The sequence below is a fragment of the Bosea sp. 685 genome, from assembly GCF_031884435.1.
GTDB lineage: Bacteria > Pseudomonadota > Alphaproteobacteria > Rhizobiales > Beijerinckiaceae > Allobosea.
Window position 1 is genome coordinate 2208966 of sequence record NZ_CP134779.1, and the last position, 24147, is coordinate 2233112.

Below are 24147 nucleotides of genomic sequence, written 5' to 3' on the forward strand. Positions count from 1 at the left end.
GATCGTCTCCCCCGGTGGGTTGCCGCGCATTGGCATGCCGCTTGCCTGATTCCAGCTGCAGGATAGGCTCTCGCTTGTGCTGCGCTTTCGGTTCAGCGAGAGGAGGTCGATCATGCCGACACGGCGTAGGTTCATCCAGCTTGGCGCCGCGGCGCTGGCCTTGCCCGCTCCGCATATCGGGCGTGCGGCCGATCGCAGCGTGCTGAAATTCGTGCCGCAGGCCGATCTCGCCGTGGTCGATCCGATCTGGACGACGGCGACGGTGACGCGCAACCACGCCTTCATGGTCTACGACACGCTGTTTGGGCAGGACGAGACCTACAAGGCCCAGCCGCAAATGGCCGAGGGCGCGGTCGCCGATGCCGACGGCAAGGTCTGGACGATCAAGCTGCGCGACGGCTTGGTGTTCCATGACGGCGCGCGCGTGCTGGCGCGGGACTGCGTGGCGAGCCTGAAGCGCTGGGGCAAGCGCGATTCCTTCGGCCAGACGCTGCTGGGCCTGACCGACGAGCTCACGGCCGTCGACGACAGGACGCTGCAGTTCCGCTTGAAGAAGCCGTTCCCGCTCCTGCCTGATGCGCTCGCCAAGATGACCGCCTTCATGCCGGTGATCATGCCGGAGCGGCTGGCGAACACGGACGCCTTCACTCAGGTCACCGAGGTCGTCGGCAGCGGCCCGTTCCGCTTCGTTACGGCGGAGCGCCAATCGGGCAGCCGTGCCGTCTATGAGAAATTCGCCGGCTATGTTCCGCGCAGCGGTGGCGTGCCCGGCCGCACCGCCGGGCCCAAGATCGTGAATTTCGACCGGGTCGAATGGCACACGCTACCCGACCCTGCGACGGCGGCGGCCGCGCTGCAGAGCGGCGAGATCGACTGGGTCGAGCAGCCCTTGCCCGATCTGCTGCCGATGCTGGCGAAGAATCCCGCGATCGAGGTCGTGATCAAGGAGACGACTGGCGCGGTTGCGATCATGCGGATGAACCACCTGCATCCGCCCTTCGACAATCCGGCGATCCGCCGGGCGATCCTGCTGGCGATCGACCAGTCCGAGTTCATGGAGGCGGTCGGCGGGCCCGATAAGAGCTTGTGGCGCCCCGGCGTCGGCGTGTTCCCGCCGGGAACGCCGTTGGCAAGCGATGCCGGCATGGAGGTGCTCAACGGCCCGCGCGATGTCGGCAAAGTCAAGCAGGCGCTGGCGGCGGCCGGCTATAATGGCGAGAAGGTCGTGTTGCTCGGCGTCACCGACCTCGCCAACCTCAAGGCGGAATGTGAGGTCGCCAACGAGATGCTGATGCGCATCGGCATGAATGTCGATTATCAGGCGATGGATTGGGGCACCGTCGTCGCGCGGCGCGCCAAGAAGGAGCCGCCGGCGCAGGGCGGTTGGAACTGCTTCTTCACCGGCTGGGCCGGGCTCGACATGTTCGACCCTGTCGGCCATCTCTCGCTGCGCGGCAATGGCGCCAATGCCTGGCCGGGCTGGCCGGTGGCGCCCAAGATCGAGGCGCTGCGCGATGCCTGGATCGAGGCGCCCGACCTCGCCGCGCAGAAGGCGATTGCGGCCGATATCCAGAAACAGGTCTTCGAGGACGTGCCTTATGCGCCGCTCGGCCAGTATTTCCAGCCGACGGCCTATCGCAAGACGCTGACCGGCGTGCTGGCGAGCTTCCCGACCTTCTGGAACGTCAAGCGGGTGTGAGGGGAGAGGCCTCGAGCTGGGAACATTGCGGTACAACGAAAAAACGCGCCGTCATCCCGGACAAGCCGCGAAGCGGCGCCGATCCGGGATCCATTCCTGAGCCGTTCCGGCATGGATCCCGGGTCTTCGCGGAGTTTATCCTTGGGCCGATCGAAGATCGGACCCGAGGGCTGCGCCCGGGTTGACGCGCGTTTCTACAAGCTAAGGAGATCGCTCACCCCGCCGCGGCGCGCTCCAGCGCGGCGATGTCGATCTTGGTCATCTGCATCATCGCCTGCATGACCCGGCCGGCCCTGGCGGGGTCCGGATCCATGTTGAGTTCCAGGAGGCGGTCGGGCGTGACCTGCCAGGACAGGCCGTATTTGTCCTTGAGCCAGCCGCATTGGCTGGTCTGGCCGCCTTCGCCGAGCTTCTCCCAGAAATAATCGACCTCCTCCTGCGAGCCGCAATGGATCAGGAGCGAGATCGCTTCGGTGAATTTGAAATGCGGCCCGCCATTCATGGCGGTGATCTGCAGGCCTTCGAGCTCGAAGGATGCGCAGAGCACGCTGCCCTTGGGGGCGGGACCCGCATCGCCGCAGCGCATCACCGGGCCGGGCTTCGCATTCTTGAAGATCGAAAGGTAGAAGGCGACCGCCTCCTCGGCCTGATTGTCGAACCACAGGAACGGCGTGATCTTCTTGATGCTGGGCATGTTGTCCTCCATCGGGGCTGTCGCGGCTGGGTTGGTCACCGTCTCTACTTAACCATATGGTTAAGTAGAGACGGTGGGCCGTGTCAACCCGCAATCGCAGCTCGCCATGCGGTGTGGACAAGGCGGCCTCGGCGCAGTGCGTCCTTGCTCGCGCCATGCTTCTTGGCGAAGCTCGCGACATGAGCAGCATCGATCCCACCGTTTCCGCCCTGTCCGTCTGGCTTGCCCTGGAGAGCCCGACCCATCATGCGCCCGGCGTGAACGGGATGATGGACCTCGTCGCCAAGGAGGTCGAAGGGCTGCCGATCGCGGTCGAGCGCCTGCCGGGTCGCGACGGACTCGGCGACAGCCTGATCCTGCGCGCCGGTCCCAATAATGGCGAGCTTGCTGTTGCGGTGATGTCGCATCTCGACACGGTCCATCCGGTCGGCACGAGCGCCAAGGATCTGCCGGTACGCGTCGAGGGCGACAAGCTCTATGGGCCGGGCGCCTGCGATATGAAGGGTGGAGCCTGGCTTGCGCTGCAGGCCTTCAAGGAGGTCGCGGTCGCGGGCTCGGCCAAGCGGCCGATGGTCTTCCTGTTCACGCCCGATGAGGAGATCGGCTCGCCGACGACACGCGGCGTGATCGAGGAGATCGGGCGCAAATCGGCGGCCGTTCTGGTGACGGAGCCGGCGCGCGACGGCGGCCGGATTGTCACCGCGCGCAAGGGCGTCGGCCGCTTCGACGTCAGGCTCGAAGGTAGGCCCGCCCATTCCGGCACGCGCCATGCCGATGGCCGCAGCGCCATCCGCGAGGCGGCGCATCAGATACTAGCGATCGAGGGCATGACCGATTATGCCCGCGGCATCACGACCTCGGTTGCGCTGGTCGGCGGCGGCACCGCGGCCAATGTGATTCCGCAGCACGCCTGGTTTTCGGTCGATTGCCGCGTCACCAGCCTCGCCGACGGCGTGATGATGGAGAACCGCATCATCGGTCTGACGCCGCGCGATCCCGATGTCGTGATCAAGGTCACGGGCGGGATGAACCGGCCGCCTTACGAGAAATCGACCGCTGTGGCCGGGCTGTTCGAGACGGCGCGCGGCATCGCGGCGGGGATCGGCTTCGACCTGCAGGATGTGCCGATGACCGGCGGCGGTTCGGACGGCAATTTCACCGCGGCGCTGGGCATTCCCACGCTGGACGGACTCGGCATCGATGGCGGCGGCGCCCATACGCTGAGCGAGTATGGGCTGGTCCCCTCGATCGCGCCGCGCCGGGCGCTGATCAAGGGGCTGCTGGAGACGATCTGAGGTATTTCCGCCTGCTTGGAGAAGCGCGTGTCATCCCGGGCGCCCCCATCGGGCCGGCTTTGAACCGGCCCGATGGCAGGCTCTGCGAGATCCGGGATGACCTGTAGTGTCGAGGGCCAATAGAGAGCCAAGAAGAAAGGGGCTGCAGCGATGCAGCCCCTTTCTGTTTCGTCGCCTCCGGCGAGGGGATCACTCCCCGCCGTTCTCCTCCGGTGCCGAGCCGGCCTCGGCCTCGCCTTCGCCCTCGTCATCTCCGCCATCGTCGCTGACGCGTTCGACCGAGACGACCTTCTCGCCGTCGGCGGTGTTGAAGATGGTGACGCCCTGCGTCGAGCGGCCCTTGACGCCGATCTGGTCGACCGGGCAGCGGATGAGCTGGCCGCCGTCGGTCACCAGCATGATCTGGTCGCTCTCCTCCACCGGGAAGGAGGCGATCAGATTGCCGTTGCGCTCGGTGGTGGCCATGGCGACGATGCCTTTGCCGCCGCGCCCGGTGATCCGGTACTCATAGGCCGAGGTGCGCTTGCCATAGCCGTTCACCGAGATGGTCAGAATGACCTCCTCGGCCTCGGAGAGCTCGACATAACGCTCCTGGCTGATTTCGGCATTGCCGGTTGCCTCTTCGCCGTCGCTCGCCGTGGTGTCCTCGCCGATCTCGCCGGCGATGGCACGGCGCAGCTTGAGGTAAGCCTGGCGCGTCTCGCCGTCGGCCTCGACATGGCGCAGGATCGCCATCGAGATGACGATGTCGCTGGAGGCCAGGTTGATGCCGCGCACGCCGGTGGAATCGCGGCCCTTGAAGACGCGCACCTCCGGCACCGGGAAGCGGATGCATTGCCCCAGCGCCGTGGTCAGCAGCACGTCGTTGTCCTCGGTGCAGATCTGCACGTCGACGATGGCGTCGCCCTCGTCGAGCTTCATCGCGATCTTGCCGGCGCGGTTGACGTTGACGAAGTCCGACAGCTTGTTGCGCCTGACCCCGCCCGAGGCGGTGGCGAACATCACGTCGAGCTTCTCCCAGCTCTCCTCCTCCTCCGGCAGCGGCATGATCGTGGTGATGCGCTCGTTCAGTTCGAGCGGCAGCATGTTGACCAGCGCCTTGCCGCGCGCGTTCGGCGCCGCCAGCGGCAGCCGCCAGACCTTCTCCTTGTAGACCTGGCCATGCGAGGAGAAGAACAGCACCGGTGTGTGCGTGCTGGCGACGAACAGACGCGCGACGAAATCCTCGTCGCGGGTCGCCATGCCGGAGCGGCCCTTGCCGCCGCGCTTCTGCGCCCGATAGGTCGAGAGCGGCACGCGCTTGATGTAGCCGGCGTGAGACACGGTGACGACCATGTCCTCGCGCGCGATCAGATCCTCGTCGTCGAGGTCGGAACCCCAATCCTGGATCACCGTGCGGCGCGGCGTGGCGAAAGCGGCCTTCACCTCGACAAGCTCGTTCTTGATGATCGTCTGGATGCGGAGGCGCGAACGCAGGATGTCGAGATAATCGGCGATCTCGGTGGCGAGCTTCGACAGCTCCTCGCCGATTTCGTCGCGGCCCAGAGCCGTCAGGCGGGCAAGGCGCAGTTCGAGGATCGCCTTGGCCTGAGCGTCCGACAGTTTGTAGGTGCCGTCGGCGTTCATCGGATGGCGCGGATCGTCGACCAGCGCGATCAATGGCGCGATGTCCTCGGCCGGCCAGTTGCGCTCCATCAACGAGGCATGGGCGGCGGCGGGCGTCGGCGCGGTCCGGATCAGGCGGATGACCTCGTCGATATTGGCAACCGCCGTGGCGAGGCCGCAGAGCACATGGGCGCGTTCGCGAGCCTTGTTGAGCAGATAGCGGGTGCGTCGCGAGACGACCTCCTCGCGGAACTCGACGAAGGCCGCGATGAAGTCCTTGAGGTTCAAAACCTCCGGCCGGCCGCCGGTCAGCGCCACCATATTGGCGCCAAACGAGGTCTGCAGCGGGGTGAAGCGGTAGAGCTGGTTCAGCACGACATCGGCGACGGCGTCGCGCTTGATCTCGATGACGACGCGCACGCCCTCGCGGCTCGATTCGTCGCGCAGGTCGGAGATGCCCTCGATGCGCTTTTCACGCACCAGATCGGCGATCTTCTCGACCATCGAGGCCTTGTTCACCTGATAGGGAACCTCGGTGACGATAATCGCCTCGCGCTCCTTGCGCAGTTCCTCGATATGCGTCTTCGAGCGCATCACGATCGAGCCGCGGCCGGTGTGATAGGCGGAGTGGATGCCGCTGCGGCCCATGATCGAGGCGCCGGTCGGGAAATCGGGTCCGGGCACGATCTCGATCAATTCGTCGATCGAGATCTCGGGGTTGTCGATCAGTGCGACGCAGGCGTCGATGACCTCGCCAAGATTATGCGGCGGGATATTGGTCGCCATGCCGACGGCGATGCCGCCGGCGCCGTTGACGAGCAGATTGGGGAAGCGTGCCGGCAGAACCTTCGGCTCGAGCTCCTTGCCGTCATAGTTCGGCTGGAACTCGACCGTATCGAGGTCGAGGTCCTCCAGCAGCGACATCGCCGCCTTGTCGAGCCTGGCCTCGGTATAACGATCGGCCGCCGCGCTATCGCCGTCCATCGAGCCGAAATTGCCCTGGCCGTCGATCAGGGGCAGGCGCAGCGAAAAGTCCTGCGCCATGCGCACCAGTGCGTCATAGACCGCGAGATTGCCGTGCGGATGGTATTTACCCATCGTATCGCCGACGATGCGGGCGCATTTGGTGTAGGACCGGTCGGGCGTGTTCTTGTTCTCGTGCATCGAGAACAGAATGCGCCGGTGCACGGGCTTCAGACCGTCGCGGACGTCTGGCAGAGCGCGGCTCACGATCACGCTCATGGCGTAATCGAGATAGCTCTTCTTCATCTCGTCGGTGATCGCAATCGGCTTGATGTCGCCGCCGAAATGCGGCTCGTCCGGGCGCTTGTCGTCTGTGTCGTCGCTCAAGGGATTGGGTCCCGATTCCTGCTATTTTTCAAGCCTCTGGCTACCCGATTCCGGCCGGGGAAGCCAGTGCGGCGATTGGCTTTTCAGGGGAAAAATAAGCCATTTAAATCAAATGGTTGCGGGGCTCTGAGATGCGGTGGCGTCGCTCGTTCCACAATGCTGCCTTGATTGGCGGCGGAAGCGGCCTTGCGCAGCCCTGTCCAACCCGTTCCACCTTCGCGCTGGCGGTCGCCTCTGCGGCATGGCTTACTGCCCGCGATGAACCTCGATTTCCTCACCTCTGCGCTGGTGACGCTTCTGGTCACGCTCGATCCGCCGGGGCTCGCGCCGATCTTCCTGTCGCTGACGCGCGGCATGACGGGTGACGAGCGCAGGCAGGTCGCGGTTCGCGCCTGCATCATCGCGTTTGGCATCATGGCTTTCTTCGGCGTGGCGGGAGACGTCGTGCTGAAGGCGCTCGGCGTCTCGCTGCCGGCCTTCCGCATCGCCGGCGGTTTGCTGCTGTTCTGGATTTCGTTCGAGATGGTGTTCGAGCGTCGCAACGAGCGCAAGGCGCAGACCGCCGAGATTGCGATCACGCAGGACCATATCCGCAATGTCGCGGCCTTCCCGCTGGCGATCCCGCTGATGGCGGGGCCGGGCGCGCTGACGGCGATGATGCTGCTGGCCGGCAGGGCCGAGGGCAACCCGCTGATGCTGGCCTCGCTCGCCGTGATCTGCGGCCTGGTGATCCTGTCCTGCCTCGTCGTCTTCCTGCTGGCGGTGCCGATGGCGCGCCTGCTCGGCGTCACCGGCAATGTCGTGCTGACGCGCCTGCTCGGGGTGATCCTGGCGGCGTTGGCGGTGCAGTTCGTGATCGATGGCGTGAAGGCGGTGATCACGGCGGGGTAGGGCGGTTCGCTCTGTCCCGGCGCCGGCCAAATATGAAAAGCCCGGCGGGTCAAACCCGCCGGGCATTCTTATTGCGAAGCAGCCCCTCGCGCAGACGGTGTCTCCGCGAGGGGCTTGCCGATGCTTAGCTGCGATACCAGGCAGCAAGGTTCCAGGTGTCGACGTCCCAGCCGCTATGGTCGTGCGAAAGGCTTTGCGCCGCCGCCACGACCTTGGTTCTGGAAAGGACCGGGAGGATGACATTGGCCTCGCAGAAGATCTCGTTGACCTTGATCAAGAGCGCTGCACGCTTGGCCGGATCGAGCTCCTTCTGGGCGGCCTTATAGGCCTCGTCGGCTGCCGGATCGGAGTAGCGCGAGACGTTGCGGCCCAGCCATTTGTTCTCCTTGTTGGCGATCTCCCAGGAGGTGAACTGGTTGAGGAAGCGCTCCGGATCGGGCTGCGGCTGTGTCGTGGTGTACATCTCCATGTCGACATAGAGCTTGGTGTAGGTGTCGGGGTTGGCGACATCAGACGAGAAGAACACCGAAGCGGTGACCGACTTCAGCTCCAGCTCGATGCCGGCGCGCTGGCAGGCCTGCTTGACGATGGCCTGGACCTTCTGGCGCGGGGCGTTGATCGAGGTCTGGAAGACGAATTTGAGCTTCTTGCCATCCTTCTCGCGGACGCCGTCGGCGCCCTTCTTCCAGCCGGCCTCGTCGAGGACCTTGTTGGCCTTCTCGATGCTGAACTCGTATTTCAGCTTGCTTGACTTGAACTGCTTGGGCTCGTTGACGAAGCTCGCCGTGGCGGTGCCGCCGCGGCCATAGATGAACTTCTGGATCGAGTCGCGGTCGATTAGCAGGTTGATCGCCTGGCGCACCGCCGGATCGGACAGCGTCGGGTGCTTGGTCTTGACGCTGGAACGCTCGCCATCGACCTCGGTCCACGGGTCTGTCGTGTTGAGGGTGATGAACTCGACATCGCCTGCGGGCGCCGCGCTGATCTTGCCGCGGCCGCCGGTCTCCAGGCGCTTGAGGACCTCGTCCTCGACCAGCGTATCCCAGGCATAGTCGTACTCGCCGGTCTGCAGCACCGCGCGTGCCGCCGAGACCGCGTCACCGCCGCCCTTCACCTCGAGCGTGTCGAAATGCGGCTGGTTCTTGACGTGATAATCCTCGTTGCGCGTGCCGGTGAGAATGTCGCCGGGCTTGAAGTCGGCGAACTTGTAAGGGCCGGTGCCGACGGGCTTGAGATTGGCCGGGGCTTCGCGCGATTTGGTGCCCTTGTAATCGGCGAAATGATGCTTCGGGATGATCATGCCGGCGACGCCGACGAAGGGGTCGGCCCAGAACGGCGTCGGCTTGCTGAAGATCACCTTGACGGTGAGATCGTCGACCTTCTCGACCTTGATGTCCTTGTAGGCGCCGGTGGTGTAGGCAGCGGTCGCCGGGTCGGCGGCGTATTCCCAGGTGAAGACGACGTCGTCGGCAGTGAGCGGCTTGCCGTCATGCCACTTCACGCCAGGCTTCAGCTTCCAGGTGACGCTCGTGCCGTCTTCCGAAAGGCCGCCATTCTCCTTGCTCGGAATCGCGGCGGCAAGCTGCGGGATCAGGTTGCCTTCCTTGTCCCAGCCGGCCAGCGGCTCATAGAAGATGCGCGAGGCGATCTGGTCCTTGGTGCCCGAGGCAAAATGCGGATTCAGCAGGGTCGGGGCCTGCCAGAGCAGGAGCTTCAGCGGCCCGCCGCCGCCGGCCTTGGTCGGCTTGTATTCGAGCGTGGCGTTGGCCATCGCAACGTTGTTCCAGGCGAGAATCTGGCTCGCGATCGGGGCGCCAATGCCAAATGCCGCCATCTTCTGGATGAAGGAGCGTCGCGATAGGCGTCCCTCTTTCAGATTTTGCACCATACCCTGGATATGCTGACTATTCATAACTTGCCTTCGCATTGCATCGACAAGATACCGATCGACAGATTGACCGGATCTAGCCTCAGTTTATTAAATCCAAAGCATGGCTATGCTTTGGTCGCGGCTCTTCTCGTAAGAGCCACAATCTTAAGCCCGCCTTAAGGCGGCTGAAGAGGACGCGGCGTTAAAGTCCGCTTGCCAGTCCATTGCGGAGATCGGCTAAATCGCGCCCATCTATCGGGCGCCGTCGGTCGGCTCAGAAGGAGCCTTTCCGGGGCTGACGACGTATGATTTTCATGTTGAACGGAAACTGGACGGAGCTCTCGATGACCAGAGGCGGTTGGATTGCCAAGGTTTTGCTTGCGCTCGTTGGAGTCTTCGCCGCGGCGTTTGTCGTCGACGAATTGATCGGCGGCGGCGCGCTGGGATGGATGGCAGGCGGGGCCATCATCGCCGTAACCGCAGGGCCGCTATTCATTTCCCTGATCGCCTGGCGCCGGGAGCGGGAGCAAGACAGGCGCGCGGGCCGATAAAGCTGTTTGCGATACTGCCTGCGGCTCTGGCCGGGTGGGGGAACCCCTTTCCCGCATGGCTCAGAAAGCGGCGCCTTCTTCCCTTCTCCCCTGGCGGGAGAAGGTGGCGCGCAGCGCCGGAGAAGGGGGCGCCTTGCCCTGTCCGGTTAGCGTCGTGTTCAGCCAGGCGGAGAGCTCACGGCGCCCCCTCATCCGTCTCGGCTGCGCCGAGCCACCTTCTCCCACCCATCTCGGGCTTGCCCGAGATGGGCAACCTAAGTGTCAAAGTCGGCAACAGCCGCCCTTGATGGGGAGAAGGGAGAAAGCGGCGCAGCCTTCCAGAAACGGGGGATAACGTCCTCACCTATTGCCCGAAATGACGGTGCGATCGGTCGAAAAAGGACGAGCCTATTTCTCCAGAAACGCCCGGATCGCACCCTCCGCCTGCTTCATCGAGATGACGCCGTCGAGATGGCCGCGCGTGCCTTGGATGAAGGCCTGGGCGAGCGAAGCCGTCACAAGTTCAGCAGGATCTCCTCGCGTGCCGCCCGCGATCCGGCCAGGCGGCGCCTCGTTTCCGCCAGCACCGCCGGCGAAGCCTCCTTCGGCGTGCCGGAGTGGAAGGGCGGCTGCGGCGCATATTCCAGCGAGAGCTGGACGATCTCGGCCTCGGCCTGCCCCATCAGCTCCGCGATTACAGCCAGCCCGAAGTCGATGCCCGAGGTGACGCCGCCCGCGGTGATCAGGTTGCCGTCCTGCACGATGCGCTCGTCGACCGGAATGGCGCCGAAGCGGCCGAGGAAATCATGGGCGTTCCAGTGGGTGGTGGCGCGCTTGCCCTGCAGCAGCCCGGCCGCGCCGAGCACCAGGGAGCCGGTGCAGACCGAGGTGACATAGCGCGCCTTCGCAGCCTGCTCGCGCACGAAGCCGAGCACGGTGTCGTCGCGCAGCAGCGCATTGATGCCGCCTCCGCCGGGTATGCACAGGACATCGAGCGCCGGGCAGTCGGCGAAGGTCGCGGTCGGCGTCAGCGACAGGCGGGTCGATGCCAGCAGCGGCTCGCGATCCTTCCAGACGAGATGGACCTCCGTATCGCACGCCGATGCAAAGACCTCGTAGGGGCCGGTGAGATCGAGCTGCTGCACGTTCGGGAAGACGAGGATACCGAAGTGAAGGGGCATGGGGAAACTCCTGATTGACGTGGGCCAGCCTAGCGGAGCAATCTCTGGCCGTATTGCCAATCATCCCTCGCTTCATGCCAAACCTGCCGCGCCGCGTCGAAATCCTGACCTTCCCGAAAGCCCAGCTTCTCGATGTCGCCGGGCCGCTGCAGGTCTTCGCCACGGCAAACGACCTCGCCAGGGTCGAGCGCGGTGCGCTGCCCTATGAGCCGGTGGTGGTGGCCGATGGCGAGCGAGTGATGACGACGGCCGGGCTCGAACTCGCCACAGTCCCGCTGCCGGCGGTCGATCTGCCGCTGCACACCCTGATCGTTGCCGGCGGCTGGGGCGTCAACGCGGCCTGCGACGATACGGGCTTTGTCGCCTGGATCAGCCGGCGCGCGAAGGCGGCGCAGCGCACCGCCTCCGTCTGCAGCGGCGCCTTCCTGCTGGCCTCGGCAGGGCTTCTCGACGGGCGGCGCGCTGTCACCCATTGGCAGCGTTGCGCCGAATTCTCGAAACGCTTTCCCGATGTGCGCCTCGATCCCGATCCGATCTTCATCCGGGACCGCGAGATCTGGACCTCGGCCGGCGTGACGGCGGGAATTGATCTCGCTCTGGCGCTGGTCGAAGTCGATCTCGGGCGGGCGACGGCGCTTGCGATCGCACGGCAGCTCGTCGTCTTCCTGAAGCGCCCGGGCGGGCAGGCGCAATTCAGCGCGGCGCTGGCGCTTCAGGAGCGCGACGGCCGCTTCGACCGCCTCCATGCCTGGATCATCGCCAATCTGCGCGGCGATCTGTCGTTGGGCGCGCTGGCGGAGGCCGCGCATATGAGCGTGCGCAGCTTCGCGCGCCACTACCATCAGGCGACCGGCCGAACGCCGGCGCGCGCCGTCGAGGATCTCCGGATCGAGACGGCCCGGCGTCTGCTCGAGCAAGGCCTGCCGGTAGCGCGGGCCTCGACCCGCTGCGGCTTCGGCTCGGAGGAGACGATGCGGCGCGCCTTCCTGCGCAGGCTCGGTACCAGCCCGCAAAGCTATCGCGACAGGTTCGCCGGATAGGACGCGTTGTTCGCGGGCCGCGAATCTCGCGCGATGGGCAACCTAAGTGTCAAAGTCGGCAACAGCCGACTTTGACGGGGAGGAGGGAAGAGGGCGGCGCAGCCTTCCGGAAACCGGGATAACGCCCTCACTTGTTGTCCAGAATGACGGCGCGGTCGGTCGAAAAAGGACGAGCCTATTTCTCCAGGAATGCCCGGATCGCGCCTTCGGCCTGCTTCATCGAGATGACGCCGTCGAGATGGCCGCGCGTGCCCTGGATGAAGGCCTGGGTGACGTTGACGCCGCCCTTCCTGAGCGTCTCGGCGGTGCGCTCGATCGCGTCGGCGGTGAAGACGAGGTCCTTGGGCTGGCTGATCAGCAGCACCGGCGCCTTGATCTTGCTGGCCGCGTCCGCGAGCGAGATGCCGCCGGCGGCATAGAGCTGGTTCGCTTTGACCAGATAGAGGAAATGGTTGGCGTCCGAGACTTTTGCGCGGGCCTCGCCGGCAGTGTCCAGGATGCTCTGGACCTGGAACTTGTTGGCGAGCGCCTTGCCCGGGGCGTCGCCTTCCTTGGCGGGACGGCGGCCGAAGGTGCCGTTGGTCCAGTCGCCGTGATTGGCCTGGAGCGTGACCACGGCCAGCGCCTTGGCCAGGCCGGCATTGGGTGGGGTCTTGCCGTAGTAGTCACCCTTGTTCCAGTTCTGGTCGACCAGGATGGGCGCGGCCCAGACATCCAGCCAGGCGATGAGCTGCGCGTCAGCCTCGGCTGCGCCGATCACCGGCATCGCCTTGGCGACCATCTCGGGATAGCTCGCCGCCCATTCATAGGTCTGGAGGGCGCCCATCGAGGGGCCGGCGACCAAGGCGAGCTTCCTGATGCCGAGACTTTCGACCAAAGCCTTCTGGACATTGACGAAATCGCCGATGGTCACGATCGGAAAGTCGAGCGCGTAGGGCTTAGCGGTATCGGGGTCGAGCGAGGCGGGGCCGGTCGTCGTGGTCTTGGGGTCGCCGGTGTTGAGGTTGACCAGCGTATCGGAGGAGAGGACGAAATATTTGTTTGTATCGATCGCCTTGCCGGGCCCGACAATGGCGTCCCAATAGCCGGGCGCAGCGTCCGCAGCCGCATATTTTCCGGCGGCATGCGAGTTGGCCGAGAAGAAATGGCAGATCAGGATCGCGTTCGACTTGTCGGCGTTGAGCGTGCCGTAGCTCTCCCAGCCGACCTTGACGTTCTTGAGGGTTCGGCCGCCTTGCGTGGTGTAGCTCGGCAGTTCGAAGATCTTCTTTTCGACGATCAGCTCCTGCGCTTCGGCCGTGCCCGCCGTGATCATGCCCGTCATCATCAATCCCACGACGCCGACCGCGCCCGCAATCCAGTGCTTCATGCCGGTATCCTCCCCTTGAACGGCCGTCAGGCGGCCTTGGGTGGCATGAGAGCGGAATTCCACCGGCAATGAAAGCCGTAAAAAGCGGCGCGTCAGACCTTGCTCGCCAGGCCCGGCTCAGCGCAGCAACTGCGTCGGAAAAGCCGTGGCTCCGCGTGACAGCGCCTCGGTGTCGAGTTCCAGCGTGGGGTTGTCGAGCGGGCCCTTGAAGATGAAGGGTAGGCGGAGCGGGCCATTGCTGGGCGAGAGCAGGAGGCCCATTTCATAGTTGCGCCCAGGCAGCGAGATTTGGCCGGCGAGCGTCAATTGGTAGCTCGGTCCGGTCATCTGTGCATCGGTCACCATCGCGACGCCATTGGCGATGCTGAGATTGATGGCCGCTGTGTCGAACGGGGTCTTGCCCTGCCGCCAGTCGCTCTGCACGAGGCTCGGATTGCGCTCCATCCGGCGCAGCAACTCGCCGAAGGCGATGCCGCCGAGCTCGCCCTGGCGCAGGTTCAGGCCGGCCTTGCCGCTGAGCGAGGCGACGACCTCCTCGAAGGACGCGCCGAGACCGTCCAGCGCGATTTGCAGCGTGCCGGTGCCGCTGAGCTTCGCCAGATCCGGCACATCGCCGGCAGCCTTGCCGAGATTGACCTTGTCGAAGCCCCCCTGGAGCTTGACGTCGACGCCGCCCGGCGCCGCCAGCGCCAGGAACCGGCCCTTGACGCTGCCGCCATAAGCGCCTGCGCGCAGCAGCCCGGCCTCGAAGCGCCCCTTCTTGACCAGGAGATAGGTCGCGACATCGTCGAGCCGCGCGCCATTGATCTTGGCTGCATCGACGGAGATGCGCAGGTCGATGTCATGGGCGGTCCAGGCGTCGAAATCGAGCGGGGCGTTCTCGTTCTCCGGCGCGGTGGCGGGCAGCACGCCGAGGCGACCGTAGAGTCGGCCGAGATCGAGCGTCGCGCCCGCCAGCGTGCCGGACAGGGCCAGCCGCCCGCCGGCGTCGCCGAGCTTGATCGCGCCTTCGAGCCGCTCGCCCTCGAGGCTGACGGCGACATTGCTCAGCGAGGCCTCATGCGGCTTGATCTGCGCGTCGGCGCTCAGGTGCAGCGGGCCGATGGCGGAGGCCAGACGCGGCTTCTCGCCGAACCAGCCGAGCAGCTCGGGCAAGGCCTTGGTCGCAAGCGAGAGACGGCCGTTGACGACGGGGTCGTTCAGGCCGCTGCGAGTGCCCTCGAATTGCAGGTTCATCATGGGCGAGGCCGCCGTCAGCGCCAGCCGCGCATTCGCGCCTGCCATGGGCCAGAGCAGGCTGATTTGCGTCGGCACGCCGCGCCAGGTCAGCGAACCCGACAGGCTCAGCGGCTCGCCGGCGTCGCGGTCCTGGAGGACCAGGTTGACGTCGCGCAGGATGGTCTGGATCGCGCCCTGAGCCCGCATGAAGACCGAGCCGGCGGTGATGATGATCCGGCCCTGGGCCTTCAGCTTCTCGAGATAGGTCAAGGGCGGCGTGAGCCAGTCGCCGAGCCCGTCATCCGTGCCTGCGACGGCGACGTCGATCTGCGGCACGACCAATTCGATGCGGTCGAACCTGAACTGACCGATGAGCAGCGGCAGAATGCGCGCGCGCGCCTTGATCCGCAGGGCCGAGCCCGTCAGGAGATCGTCATGCTGCCGGAAGGTGACCTTCGACAGGCTGATGCGTGGCAAGGGCAGAAGTGCGATCTCGGCGCGTTCAAGCCCCGTGACCTCGAGCCCGGTGCGTTGCTCGATGGCCGCGATCACGCGCTGCTCCACCCGCCCGACCGCGATGCTCCAGGATTGCAATCCGAGCAGCACGACGGCGATGACGAGGCCGTAGGCGAGAATGGAGGCGCGTCTTGTCATGAGCCTTTGCGTGGCGGGAATCCGGCCCGAAACCGGTTTTCGACCGGTGACCGGTTTATGACGATGCCAGGACCTTGTCGAGACGGCCGACCTTGTCGAGATGACGGACCTTGTCGTGATTTCAGGCGGGCTTACCGTCAGCCCGCGCCAGGATGATGGCGGGATAGAGGCCGGCCAGCACGATCAACAGGCTGGCGAGCGCACCGTCCTCGAAGCTGCCGCGCGAGGCGTGGCCGTAGACGATCGTCGCCAGGGTATCGAGATTAAGCGGCCGCAGCAGCAGCGTCGCCGGCAGCTCCTTCAGGCAATCGACGAAGACGAGCAAGGCCGCAGCCGCGATCGCCGGGCGCATCAACGGCCAATGCACGCGCCGCAGCAATTCGGGCGCTCCGGCGCCGAGCAGTCGGGCGGCGTCGTCGATGCGCGGCGAAACCCGCGCGAACCCGCTTTCGATACCGGCAATCGCGATCGAGAGAAAGCGCACGGTATAGGCGATGACGAGTGCGGCGCCGGAGCCGATCAGAAGCAGGCCCGGATTGACGCCGAGCCAGGTCTGGGCGGCGTCGGCGAGCCTGTTGTCCAGTGCCGCGAGCGGCACCAGCAAGCCCAACGCCAGCACCGTGCCGGGCACGGCGTAGCCGAGCGAGGCCGTGCGCGCCAGAGCCTGGAGCCAGGCCTCGCGCCCAAGCCGGCTGGCCGCCGCGATGGCGAGGCCGAGCGCGACGACGAGGCCCGAGGCGAGGCCCGCGAGCAGTAGCGCATTGGCGAGATTTCGCAGCAAGGCGGCATCGAACTGCTCCAGCAGACCGCGCGACAATACCTCACTGATCAGGAAGCCAATCGGCAGGAGCGCGCCGAACAGGACGGGCAGGACGCAGACGAGCGCGGCGCTGAGGGACGCGCGGCCTGTGAGCCTGATGCGTCCGACCGGGCGCGGCTGGCGCACCGAGAGCGCGAAGCGGCGCTGGCCGCGAAGGCGTTTCTCGACGAGGATCAGCCCGATCACCATCGCCAGCATGACGCAGGCGATCTGGGCGGCGCCCGGCAGCGAGCCGCGATTGACCCAGGTTGTGTAGATCGACAGCGTCAGCGAGCGCACGCCGAGATATTCGGTGGCGCCGACGTCGTTCAGGGTTTCCAGCAGGGCGAGCGTCAGGCCGGCCGCCAGGGCCGGGCGCGCCATCGGCAGGCCGATGCGCCAGAACAGGCGCCGACGCGAGGCGCCAAGCGTGCGCGCCGCCTCGACCATCGCCGCGCCCTGCAGGCCGAAGAGCGCTCGCACGCTGAGATAGACGTAAGGGTAGAGCACGAGCGCCATGATCACGATCGCGCCGACGAGATTGCGCGGGTCGGGAAACCAGTAGTCGCGCAGCGAGCGCCAGCCGGTGAGGGCCCGCAGACCCGTTTGGAGCGGCCCCTGAAAGCCTAGGAATTCCACGTAGATATAGGCGGTGATGTAGGTCGGCATCGCCAGCGGCAGGACCAGCAGCCATTCGAAGGCGCGCCGACCCGGAAACTCATATTGCGTGACGAGCCAGGCGGTTGCGACGCCGATCACTGCGCAGAGGGCACCGACGCCGATCAGAAGCCGCAAGGTGTCAGCGAGCGCCCGGGGAATGACGTTGGTGGCGAGATGCGGCCAGATCTGTGTGGCCTCTGGCGAGAGCGCGGTCAGCGCCAGTGCGATCAGCGGCGTGGCGACGAGCCCCGCGCCGAGCAGCGACGCCCAGGCAAAACACGTCGACGGCCGCCATGGAAATGACGGCCGTCGCAGCGATCTGGCGGGAGCGCCCAGGCTCAATTGTCGAAGCCGACCTTGTCGACGAGATCGGCCGCGGCCTTGCGGTTCCTGGCGATGTCGGTCAGCGGCGTCTTGTCGGGCGTGATCGCGCCGAGCAGCTTGACGGCGGCGCTCTCCTTGACCTCGGCATTGACCGGGAATTCGAAGTTGCCGTCGCCATAGAGCTCCTGCGCCTTCGGGGTGAGCATGTATTCGATCAGCTTGACCGCATTGTCCTTGTTGGGCGCATTCTTGGCGATCGCAGCGGCTGAGACGTTCACATGCGTGCCCCCATTGGCAAAGCCAGTCTTCAGCGGCTTGATCGCGTCATACCAGCCCTTCTGCTCGTTCTTCGCCTGGCTCATCAGGCCGATATAATAGGTGTTGATCAAGGCGATATCGCACTGGCCCGAGAGGATGTCGCGGGCGACGTCGCGGTCGCCGCCGCCGGGCTTGCGGGCGGTGTTGGCCTTCAACGCCTTGAGATAGCCTTCCGTCTCCTCGGCGCCGTTGCGGGCGAGGTAGGCCGCGAAGAAGGCGTTGTTATAGGGGTGTTGGCCGGCGCGGATGCAGAACTTGCCCTGCCATTTCGGGTCGGCGAGATCCTCATAGGTGATCGCGTCCTGCTGCACCCGGTCCTTCGAGACGATGACGATGCGGGCGCGCTTGGTCAGGGTGATCCAGTTGTCGTCGGGGCCGCGCAATTGCGCCGGCACGATCTTGTCGACCGCAGCCGACTTGACCGGCTGGGTGATGCCGGCGTCCACGGCCGCGTTGATCTCGCCGACATCGACCACCAGCATCACGTCGGCAGGGCTGTTGGCGCCTTCCGCCTTGATGCGCTCCTGCAAACCGTCCTTCAGGAACACGGCGTTGACCTTGATGCCGGTGTCCTGGGTGAAGGCGGCGAGCACCGGATTGAGCAGGCCGGGCTCACGCGTGGTGTAGAGGTTGACGCTCTGGGCCATGACCGGCGTCGCCAGCAGGCCAGCGGCCAGAGTCAGCGCGGACAGACGGGCGGAGTGGATCATGGGTCGCTCCCTCTCGATTGATGGCCCGCTTCTGGGGCTTGAGGCCGGGAGGGGTAGTGGCAGGCTAGCGCCGCGTCAACAAAAAATGGAGCAAGATCAGGTACTTGAAGGTGTTCTAATCTGACATTACTTTAGGACAATTCTAAGGAATGGAAGAGCCGCCGAACCCGCCGTTTTTCGGCGGGAAGGCCAGAGCAGGATGCGAAAAAGTAGGAACCGGTTTTTCGCATTGATCCTGCTCTAACTCTTAGATGAGAGACGGATTCAGGGCTGTGTCGCGGAGGTGGCGATCGGGATGATGCGGGCCTGCCCACGCGCGGTGGGGTCGAGCGTGCCGCGAAGGGGAACCGCGTCGCTGACGACGCTGTCATCATGCAGGCTGGCTTCGCGCAGGAGCATCTGCCGACGCAGACCGCGCGCCTGCGCCTCCATGCGCGAGATGCCGACGCGCTCGTCGATCTGCTGGCGCTGCCCCTTGCTGAGCTCGGAAGCGCTGCGGAAATCACGGAAGTCGCTGGTGCTGTAAGGCCAGCGCGAGCCGCCCGTGAAGGTGCGGACCTTACCGTCGAGCACGACGCTGTCGCCGGGGCGCAGGGTGAAATCGCGCAAAAGCGAGACCCGGCGCTCTCCTGCCTGGACGATCGCGGGCCGGCAAGCGGGATCGGCAGAGGTCTCATGGCCATGGGCGACTGGCAGGGCGGAATAGCGCTTGCCGTCCGCGGCCTGGGCTTCGTCGATGGTTGCTGCACCAGCGGCGACCCGGAAGACCTTGACGGGGATGCCCGGATTCATCGCCTGGCAGAGCGCCTCATGCGCCTTCATGTCGGACTGGCTGCGCAGATAGCCGAGCGGCGCGTGAAAGCCGTCGCACAAGCGCACGCAGATGGTGCGGGCGACATCGGCTGCGCCGGAGACCGTATCGAGCCGGACCGCCTGCTGGGTCCTGGCCTGTTGTGTTCTGGCGTGCTGGCGCTTCGCCACGCCAGCGGGAGCGTCATGCGGCCGGAACGGGTTGAGGCTGATCGTGGGTTGGGCGATGCGCCCATCGGCCTGCGTGCGCCAGAGCGGCAATTCCCAGCGGCTGCGAGCAGGCGCATAGGCGGTCGGTGGGGCGGGTACAGAGGCCGCGTGCTGTGCGGCGCGGCGATTGGCGCCTTCCTGCAGCAGAAAAGCGCGGGCGCCCGCGTCGTCCTCGGCCTGGACGAGGGAGATGGTGAAGATCGCACCGCCCGCACCGAGCGCCAGGCCCAGCCCCGTCATGGCGATAAGCTTGGTTGCGCGTGGGCCTCGTGACGCAGATGGCGCGGCGGCGCTTACGGCGACAAGACTTTCGCTGCGGGAAAAACCTCCCGCCGGGACTTCACGGACACGCAACATCGCGTCGACTCCACCCTACGCTTGTTTACTCGTCCGCCGCCGAATGGGTGTAATTCACTTTTTGTTAAGCTTCAACGCCGCCGCGGCGCAGCGCACGGAAAATGGGCGCGATGCTTAACGCAGCGCGCCCTTCGGATCGTGGGAGGCAGGCAAACAGAGGCGAATATCGCCTTTTGCCTCAGAGTTCCGGCTTGTGGACGGCCTGGGGCACCGCCACGGGGACGCCAGGTACGAGCATGTCCTGCTGGCTTTCCCGCCGATCGCGGCCAGAGAGCCAGCTGTCGACCTTGTCGAGATAGAAATAGACGACGGGGGTGATGTAGAGCGTCAGCAATTGCGAGACCATCAGGCCGCCGACGACGGCGATGCCGAGGGGCTGGCGCAATTCGGCGCCGGCGCCATGGCCGAGCGCGATCGGCAGCACGCCGAAGATCGCCGCGAAGCTCGTCATCATGATCGGCCGGAAACGCACAAGCGCCGCCTCGCGGATGGCGCTGAGCGCGTCGTCGCCCATCTTGCGCCGCTCGATCGCGAAATCGACCATCATGATCGCGTTCTTCTTGACGATGCCGACGAGCATCAGGATGCCGATGATCGCGATCACCGAGAGGTCCAGGTCGAAATACTGGAGCGCGAGCAGGGCGCCGAGACCGGCTGAGGGCAGGCCGGACAGGATCGTGATGGGATGGATGAAGCTCTCGTAGAGGATCCCGAGGATGATGTAGATCACCAGGATCGCGGCGAAGATCAGCAGGCCCTGGCCCTTCAGCGCATCCTGGAAGAGCTGGGCGGAGCCTGCGAAGCTGGTGACGATGGTGCTGGGCAGGTTGACGTCGCGCTCGGCCGCCCGGATGGCGTTGACCGCGTCGCCGAGCGAGATGCCCGGCGCGGTGTTGAACGAGATCGTCACCGCCGGCTGTTGCGAGATGCGGTTGACCGCCAGCGGGCCGACGCTCGGCTTGATCGTCGCGACCGATTCCAGCGGCACGTTGAGGCCGTTTGCGGCCTTGAGCTGCAGGCGCGAGAGCACGCCTGGGTCCTGCTGGTAGATGCGGTCGGCCTCCATGATGACCTGATAATCGGTCGCCGGGGTGAAGATCGTCGCGATCTGGCGCGAGCCGAAGGCGTTGCCCAGCGCTTGCCGGATCTGGTCGCTGGTGATGCCGAGGCTGGCGGCGCGCTCGCGGTCGATGTCGATCGAAAGCTGCGGGTTGCGCAGTTGCAGGTCGATATTGGCGTCGCGCAATTGCGGGATCTGGGAGAGCCGCTGCTGCATCATTGGTGCGTAGGTGAAGATCTGGTTCAGATCCGGACCTTGCAGCGAATAGAGATATTGCGCGCGCGAGGAGCGGCCCGAATTCAGGTTGATATTCTGGACCTGCTGGAACACCGCGGTGATGCCGGGGACCTCCGAGGTCGCACGCCTGAGCCGGGCGATCACGACATCGGCCTTGTCGCGCTCCTGCTTCGGCTTCAGCGAGATGAACATGAAGCCGTTGCTGGTGGCGTTGAAGCCGCCGATATTGGAGTTCAGATAGTCGACCGCGGGATCGGCCTTGACGATCTCGGCGATGCGCTGCTGGCGCTCGGCCATGGCCTCGAAGGAGGTATCAGGCGGACCTTCAGTCGAGCCGCGCAACAGCCCGGTATCCTCGGTCGGGAAGAAGCCCTTCGGGATCGAGGCATACATTTGTGCCGAGATGTAGACCGTCGCCAGGGTGAAGACGAGCATCAGCACGCGCGCCCTCAGGACCCAGTCCAGGGTCCAGCGATAGCCGTTCAGCATGCCCTGGAACCCGGCCTCGAAGACGCGTTCGACGATATTGGGCTTCTTGTGGTGGTCATGCGCCTTGAGGAAGCGCGCGCACAGCATCGGCGTCAGCGTCAGTGAGACGAAGCCCGAGACGATGATCGAGGCCGAGATCGTGCCGGCGAACTCGACGAAGACCTTGCCGACGATGCCGCCCATGAAGAAGACGGGAATGAAGACCGCGACCAGTGAGATAGTAATCGACAGGATGGTGAAGCCGATCTCGCGCGAGCCGTCGAGCGCCGCCTGGAACGGCTTCTTGCCCATCTCGATATGCCGGATGATGTTCTCCAGCATGACGATGGCGTCGTCGACGACGAAGCCGACGGCGAGCGTCAGCGCCAGCAGCGAGATGTTGTCGAGCGAATAGCCCAGCGCATACATCACCGCGAAGGTGCCGACGAGCGAGATCGGCAGCGCCAGCGTCGGGATGACGGTTGCAGCCAGACTCTTCAGGAAGAGGAAGATCACCATGATCACCAGGGCGATGGCGACGACGAGCGAGAACTCGACGTCTTCCACCGCTTCGCGGATCGGGATCGAACGGTCGTTGAGGGCGTGGAGTTCGATCGCGGCGGGAAGCTGGGAGCGGTAGCTCTCGATCCGGGCCTTGATGCTGTCGACGACATCGACGGTGTTGGCATCCGACTGGCGGAACACGGCGAGCAGGATCGAGCGCTGGCCATTGTACCAGCTCGCGGTCTGGTCGTTCTCGACGGAGTCGTAGACGGTCGCCATGTCCGAAAGCCGGATCGGTGTGCCGTTCTTCTGGGCGACGATCAGATTGCCGTATTCGTTGGCGCGTTCGAGCTGGCCGGTGGCCCCCAGCGTCAGGCGCTGGTTCTCGCCGTTCAGCGTGCCGACCGGCGAATTCGAATTGGCGGCGGCGACGGCGTTGCGGACATCGGAGAGGGCAAGCCCGCGCGCCGAGACGGCGTCGGGATTGACCTTGATGCGGACGGCGTATTTCTGCGCGCCGAAGATGTTGACCTGGGCCACGCCCGGCAATTGCGAGATCTGCTGCTGCAGCACGTTCTCGCCGAACTCATGGACTTCATAGAGCGGCTTGGTTGCCGAGGTCAGCACCATGAACAGGATCGGCGTGTCGGCCGGATTGACCTTCCTGAAGCTTGGCGGCGTCGGCAGTTCCGGCGGCAGGCGCCGGGCGGTGGCGCTGAGCGCCGCCTGCACATCGAGCGCCGCACCGTCGATATTGCGGTTGAGGTCGAATTGCAGCGTGATCGAGGTCGAGCCCTGCTGTGAGACCGAGGACATCGAGTTGATGCCGGAGATCGAGGCGAATTCGCGCTCGAGCGGGGCCGCGATCGAGGAGGCCATCGTCTCCGGGCTTGCGCCCGGCATGCGGGCGCTGACATTGATCGTCGGGAAATCGACCCGCGGCAGCGCCGCGACCGGTAATTGCTTGAAGGCGAAGAAGCCGAAGATCAGGAAGGTCGCCATGATCAACGTCGTCATCACCGGACGACGAATGCAGGCCTCGGGCAGGTTCATCAGCCGGCACTCCCGCGCTGAGAGGTCTGGTTGCTCGGCACTTGCTGGCCGCCGCGATTGCGCTCGATCGTGCGGGCGCCGTCGGTCAGCAGCAGCGCGCCGTCGACGACGATAGCCTCGCCGCCCTTCAGGCCCGAGGCGAGCACGACGCGCCCGTCCACGGTGCGGTCGAGCACGACGGTGCGCGCTTTGGCGATGTTGTCTTCGACGACGAAGACGAAGGGACCGTTCTGGCCGTTCTGGACCGCCTCGCGCGGTACGGTCAGCGCCTCGGGCTCGACGCGCAAGGTGACGCGGACCTGGCAGAGCGCGCCCGGCCAGAGCATCTCGGCTGCATTGTCGAAGATGGCGCGCAGCTGGATCGTTCCGGTGGTGGCGTCGACCGTGTTGTCGACCACCGCGATCTTGCCCTCGACGCCCTTGGCCACGCCCTGCTGCGTCGCCAGGACCGTGGCCGTGTTGGCGTTCATCGCGGCGCGGATTTCCGGCAGATAGCGCTGGGGCAGGGCGAAGCTGGCATAGATCGGGTCGATCTGGTTGATCGTCGCCAAGGCGCCGGAGGTATCGCCGACCTTGGCGATATTGCCTTCCTTCAGCGCCGCGACGCCGATGCGGCCCGAAACCGGCGAGATGATGGTGTAGTAGCTGAGCTGGACTTTCAGCCCGTCGACTGCCGCCTCGCCGCCGCGGATCGAGGCCCGCAAGGTCGCGGCCGCGGCGCGCGCCGTCTCGAGCCGCTGGTCGGTGGCGAAGTCGCGCTTGGCGAGTTCCTCGGCGCGGCGCAGATCGGCCTCGGCCGAGACCAACGAGGCCTTGTCGCGCACGACATTCGCCTCGGCCTGCCTGAGCTGCGTTTCGAGCTGGCGGGAATCAAGCCGGAAGAGCAGGTCGCCCTTCTTGACGTAATCGCCGTCCTTGAAGCCGACCTCCATGATCTGGCTTTCGACGCGGGAGCGCACCGTGACGGCCGAGAGCGTCTGCACCGTGCCGATGGCATCGAGCCGCACGGGCATCGGCATCCGCTCGGCCTTGGCAGTGACGATCGTCACCGGCGGCCGTTGCGGGGCTGCTGCGCGCTGCACGGGCTGCGTGGCTTCCGTCAGAGGTGGTATGACCTTGCCGTAAGGTATCTTGTCGAGAGGCCATGGTGCTGGCTTGCCGGCATAATGAAGACCCGCGCCTGCGCCAACGGCGCCGACAACGGCCAAAAGAGCCACGCGCCCAAAAGTCAGAACTGCCAT

Annotated in this window: 16 protein-coding genes; 5 read left to right on the top strand and 11 right to left on the bottom strand. The window is 65.6% G+C overall.

What is annotated here, in order from left to right:
* Window positions 1-112: 112 nt before the first annotated feature.
* On the top strand, window positions 113-1699 hold the full coding sequence (locus RMR04_RS11875; RefSeq protein WP_311914818.1) for an ABC transporter substrate-binding protein: 1587 nt from the start codon (window positions 113-115) through the stop codon (window positions 1697-1699).
* Window positions 1700-1913: 214 nt separating this feature from the next.
* Here the strand turns inward: RMR04_RS11875 and RMR04_RS11880 are convergent, their stop codons facing one another.
* Entirely contained in the window at window positions 1914-2384 is a 471-nt protein-coding gene (locus RMR04_RS11880; protein ID WP_311915810.1) for a VOC family protein, read from the bottom strand.
* 188 nt (window positions 2385-2572) lie between these two features.
* Between RMR04_RS11880 and RMR04_RS11885 the strand changes: the two genes are divergently transcribed.
* Complete coding sequence (locus RMR04_RS11885; RefSeq protein WP_311914819.1) at window positions 2573-3688, top strand: M20 family metallopeptidase; 1116 nt, start codon at window positions 2573-2575, stop codon at window positions 3686-3688.
* 189 nt (window positions 3689-3877) lie between these two features.
* On the opposite strand, the gene gyrA is transcribed toward RMR04_RS11885, so the two are convergent.
* A complete protein-coding gene (gene gyrA, locus RMR04_RS11890) occupies window positions 3878-6643 on the bottom strand; it encodes a DNA gyrase subunit A (protein ID WP_311914820.1) in 2766 nt (921 codons plus the stop codon).
* Between the two features lie 258 nt (window positions 6644-6901).
* On the opposite strand from gyrA, the gene RMR04_RS11895 reads away from it, so the two are divergent.
* On the top strand, window positions 6902-7534 hold the full coding sequence (locus tag RMR04_RS11895; protein WP_311914821.1) for a MarC family protein: 633 nt from the start codon (window positions 6902-6904) through the stop codon (window positions 7532-7534).
* Window positions 7535-7658: 124 nt separating this feature from the next.
* Here RMR04_RS11895 and RMR04_RS11900 read toward each other — a convergent pair whose 3' ends face one another.
* Complete coding sequence (locus RMR04_RS11900; protein ID WP_311914822.1) at window positions 7659-9446, bottom strand: peptide ABC transporter substrate-binding protein; 1788 nt, start codon at window positions 9444-9446, stop codon at window positions 7659-7661.
* A 263-nt stretch (window positions 9447-9709) separates the two neighbouring features.
* Here RMR04_RS11900 and RMR04_RS11905 point away from each other — a divergent pair, with 263 nt between their 5' ends.
* Complete coding sequence (locus tag RMR04_RS11905) at window positions 9710-9955, top strand: hypothetical protein (protein WP_311914823.1); 246 nt, start codon at window positions 9710-9712, stop codon at window positions 9953-9955.
* A gap of 494 nt (window positions 9956-10449) precedes the next feature.
* Here the strand turns inward: RMR04_RS11905 and RMR04_RS11910 are convergent, their stop codons facing one another.
* Complete coding sequence (locus RMR04_RS11910) at window positions 10450-11115, bottom strand: DJ-1/PfpI family protein (protein ID WP_311914824.1); 666 nt, start codon at window positions 11113-11115, stop codon at window positions 10450-10452.
* A gap of 74 nt (window positions 11116-11189) precedes the next feature.
* On the opposite strand from RMR04_RS11910, the gene RMR04_RS11915 reads away from it, so the two are divergent.
* On the top strand, window positions 11190-12155 hold the full coding sequence (locus RMR04_RS11915) for a GlxA family transcriptional regulator (RefSeq protein ID WP_311914825.1): 966 nt from the start codon (window positions 11190-11192) through the stop codon (window positions 12153-12155).
* A 175-nt stretch (window positions 12156-12330) separates the two neighbouring features.
* Here the strand turns inward: RMR04_RS11915 and RMR04_RS11920 are convergent, their stop codons facing one another.
* The 7 genes from RMR04_RS11920 to RMR04_RS11950 form a co-directional block, all read right to left on the bottom strand.
* Window positions 12331-13524, bottom strand: a complete 1194-nt coding sequence (locus RMR04_RS11920) for an E22 family MetX-like putative esterase (RefSeq protein ID WP_311914826.1) — start codon at window positions 13522-13524, stop codon at window positions 12331-12333.
* 117 nt (window positions 13525-13641) lie between these two features.
* Window positions 13642-15396, bottom strand: coding sequence for an AsmA family protein (locus RMR04_RS11925; RefSeq protein WP_311914827.1), 1755 nt, complete (start codon window positions 15394-15396; stop codon window positions 13642-13644).
* A gap of 121 nt (window positions 15397-15517) precedes the next feature.
* A complete protein-coding gene (locus RMR04_RS11930; RefSeq protein WP_311914828.1) occupies window positions 15518-17197 on the bottom strand; it encodes an ABC transporter permease in 1680 nt (559 codons plus the stop codon).
* On the bottom strand, window positions 17194-18207 hold the full coding sequence (locus tag RMR04_RS11935) for an extracellular solute-binding protein (RefSeq protein WP_311914829.1): 1014 nt from the start codon (window positions 18205-18207) through the stop codon (window positions 17194-17196). The genes RMR04_RS11930 and RMR04_RS11935 overlap by 4 nt, the downstream gene beginning before the upstream one ends.
* A 264-nt stretch (window positions 18208-18471) precedes the next feature.
* A complete protein-coding gene (locus RMR04_RS11940; protein WP_311914830.1) occupies window positions 18472-19467 on the bottom strand; it encodes a DUF2865 domain-containing protein in 996 nt (331 codons plus the stop codon).
* 295 nt (window positions 19468-19762) lie between these two features.
* Entirely contained in the window at window positions 19763-22906 is a 3144-nt protein-coding gene (locus tag RMR04_RS11945) for an efflux RND transporter permease subunit (RefSeq protein WP_311914831.1), read from the bottom strand.
* Window positions 22906-23988, bottom strand: a complete 1083-nt coding sequence (locus RMR04_RS11950) for an efflux RND transporter periplasmic adaptor subunit (RefSeq protein WP_311914832.1) — start codon at window positions 23986-23988, stop codon at window positions 22906-22908. The genes RMR04_RS11945 and RMR04_RS11950 overlap by 1 nt, the downstream gene beginning before the upstream one ends.
* Window positions 23989-24147: the final 159 nt, after the last annotated feature.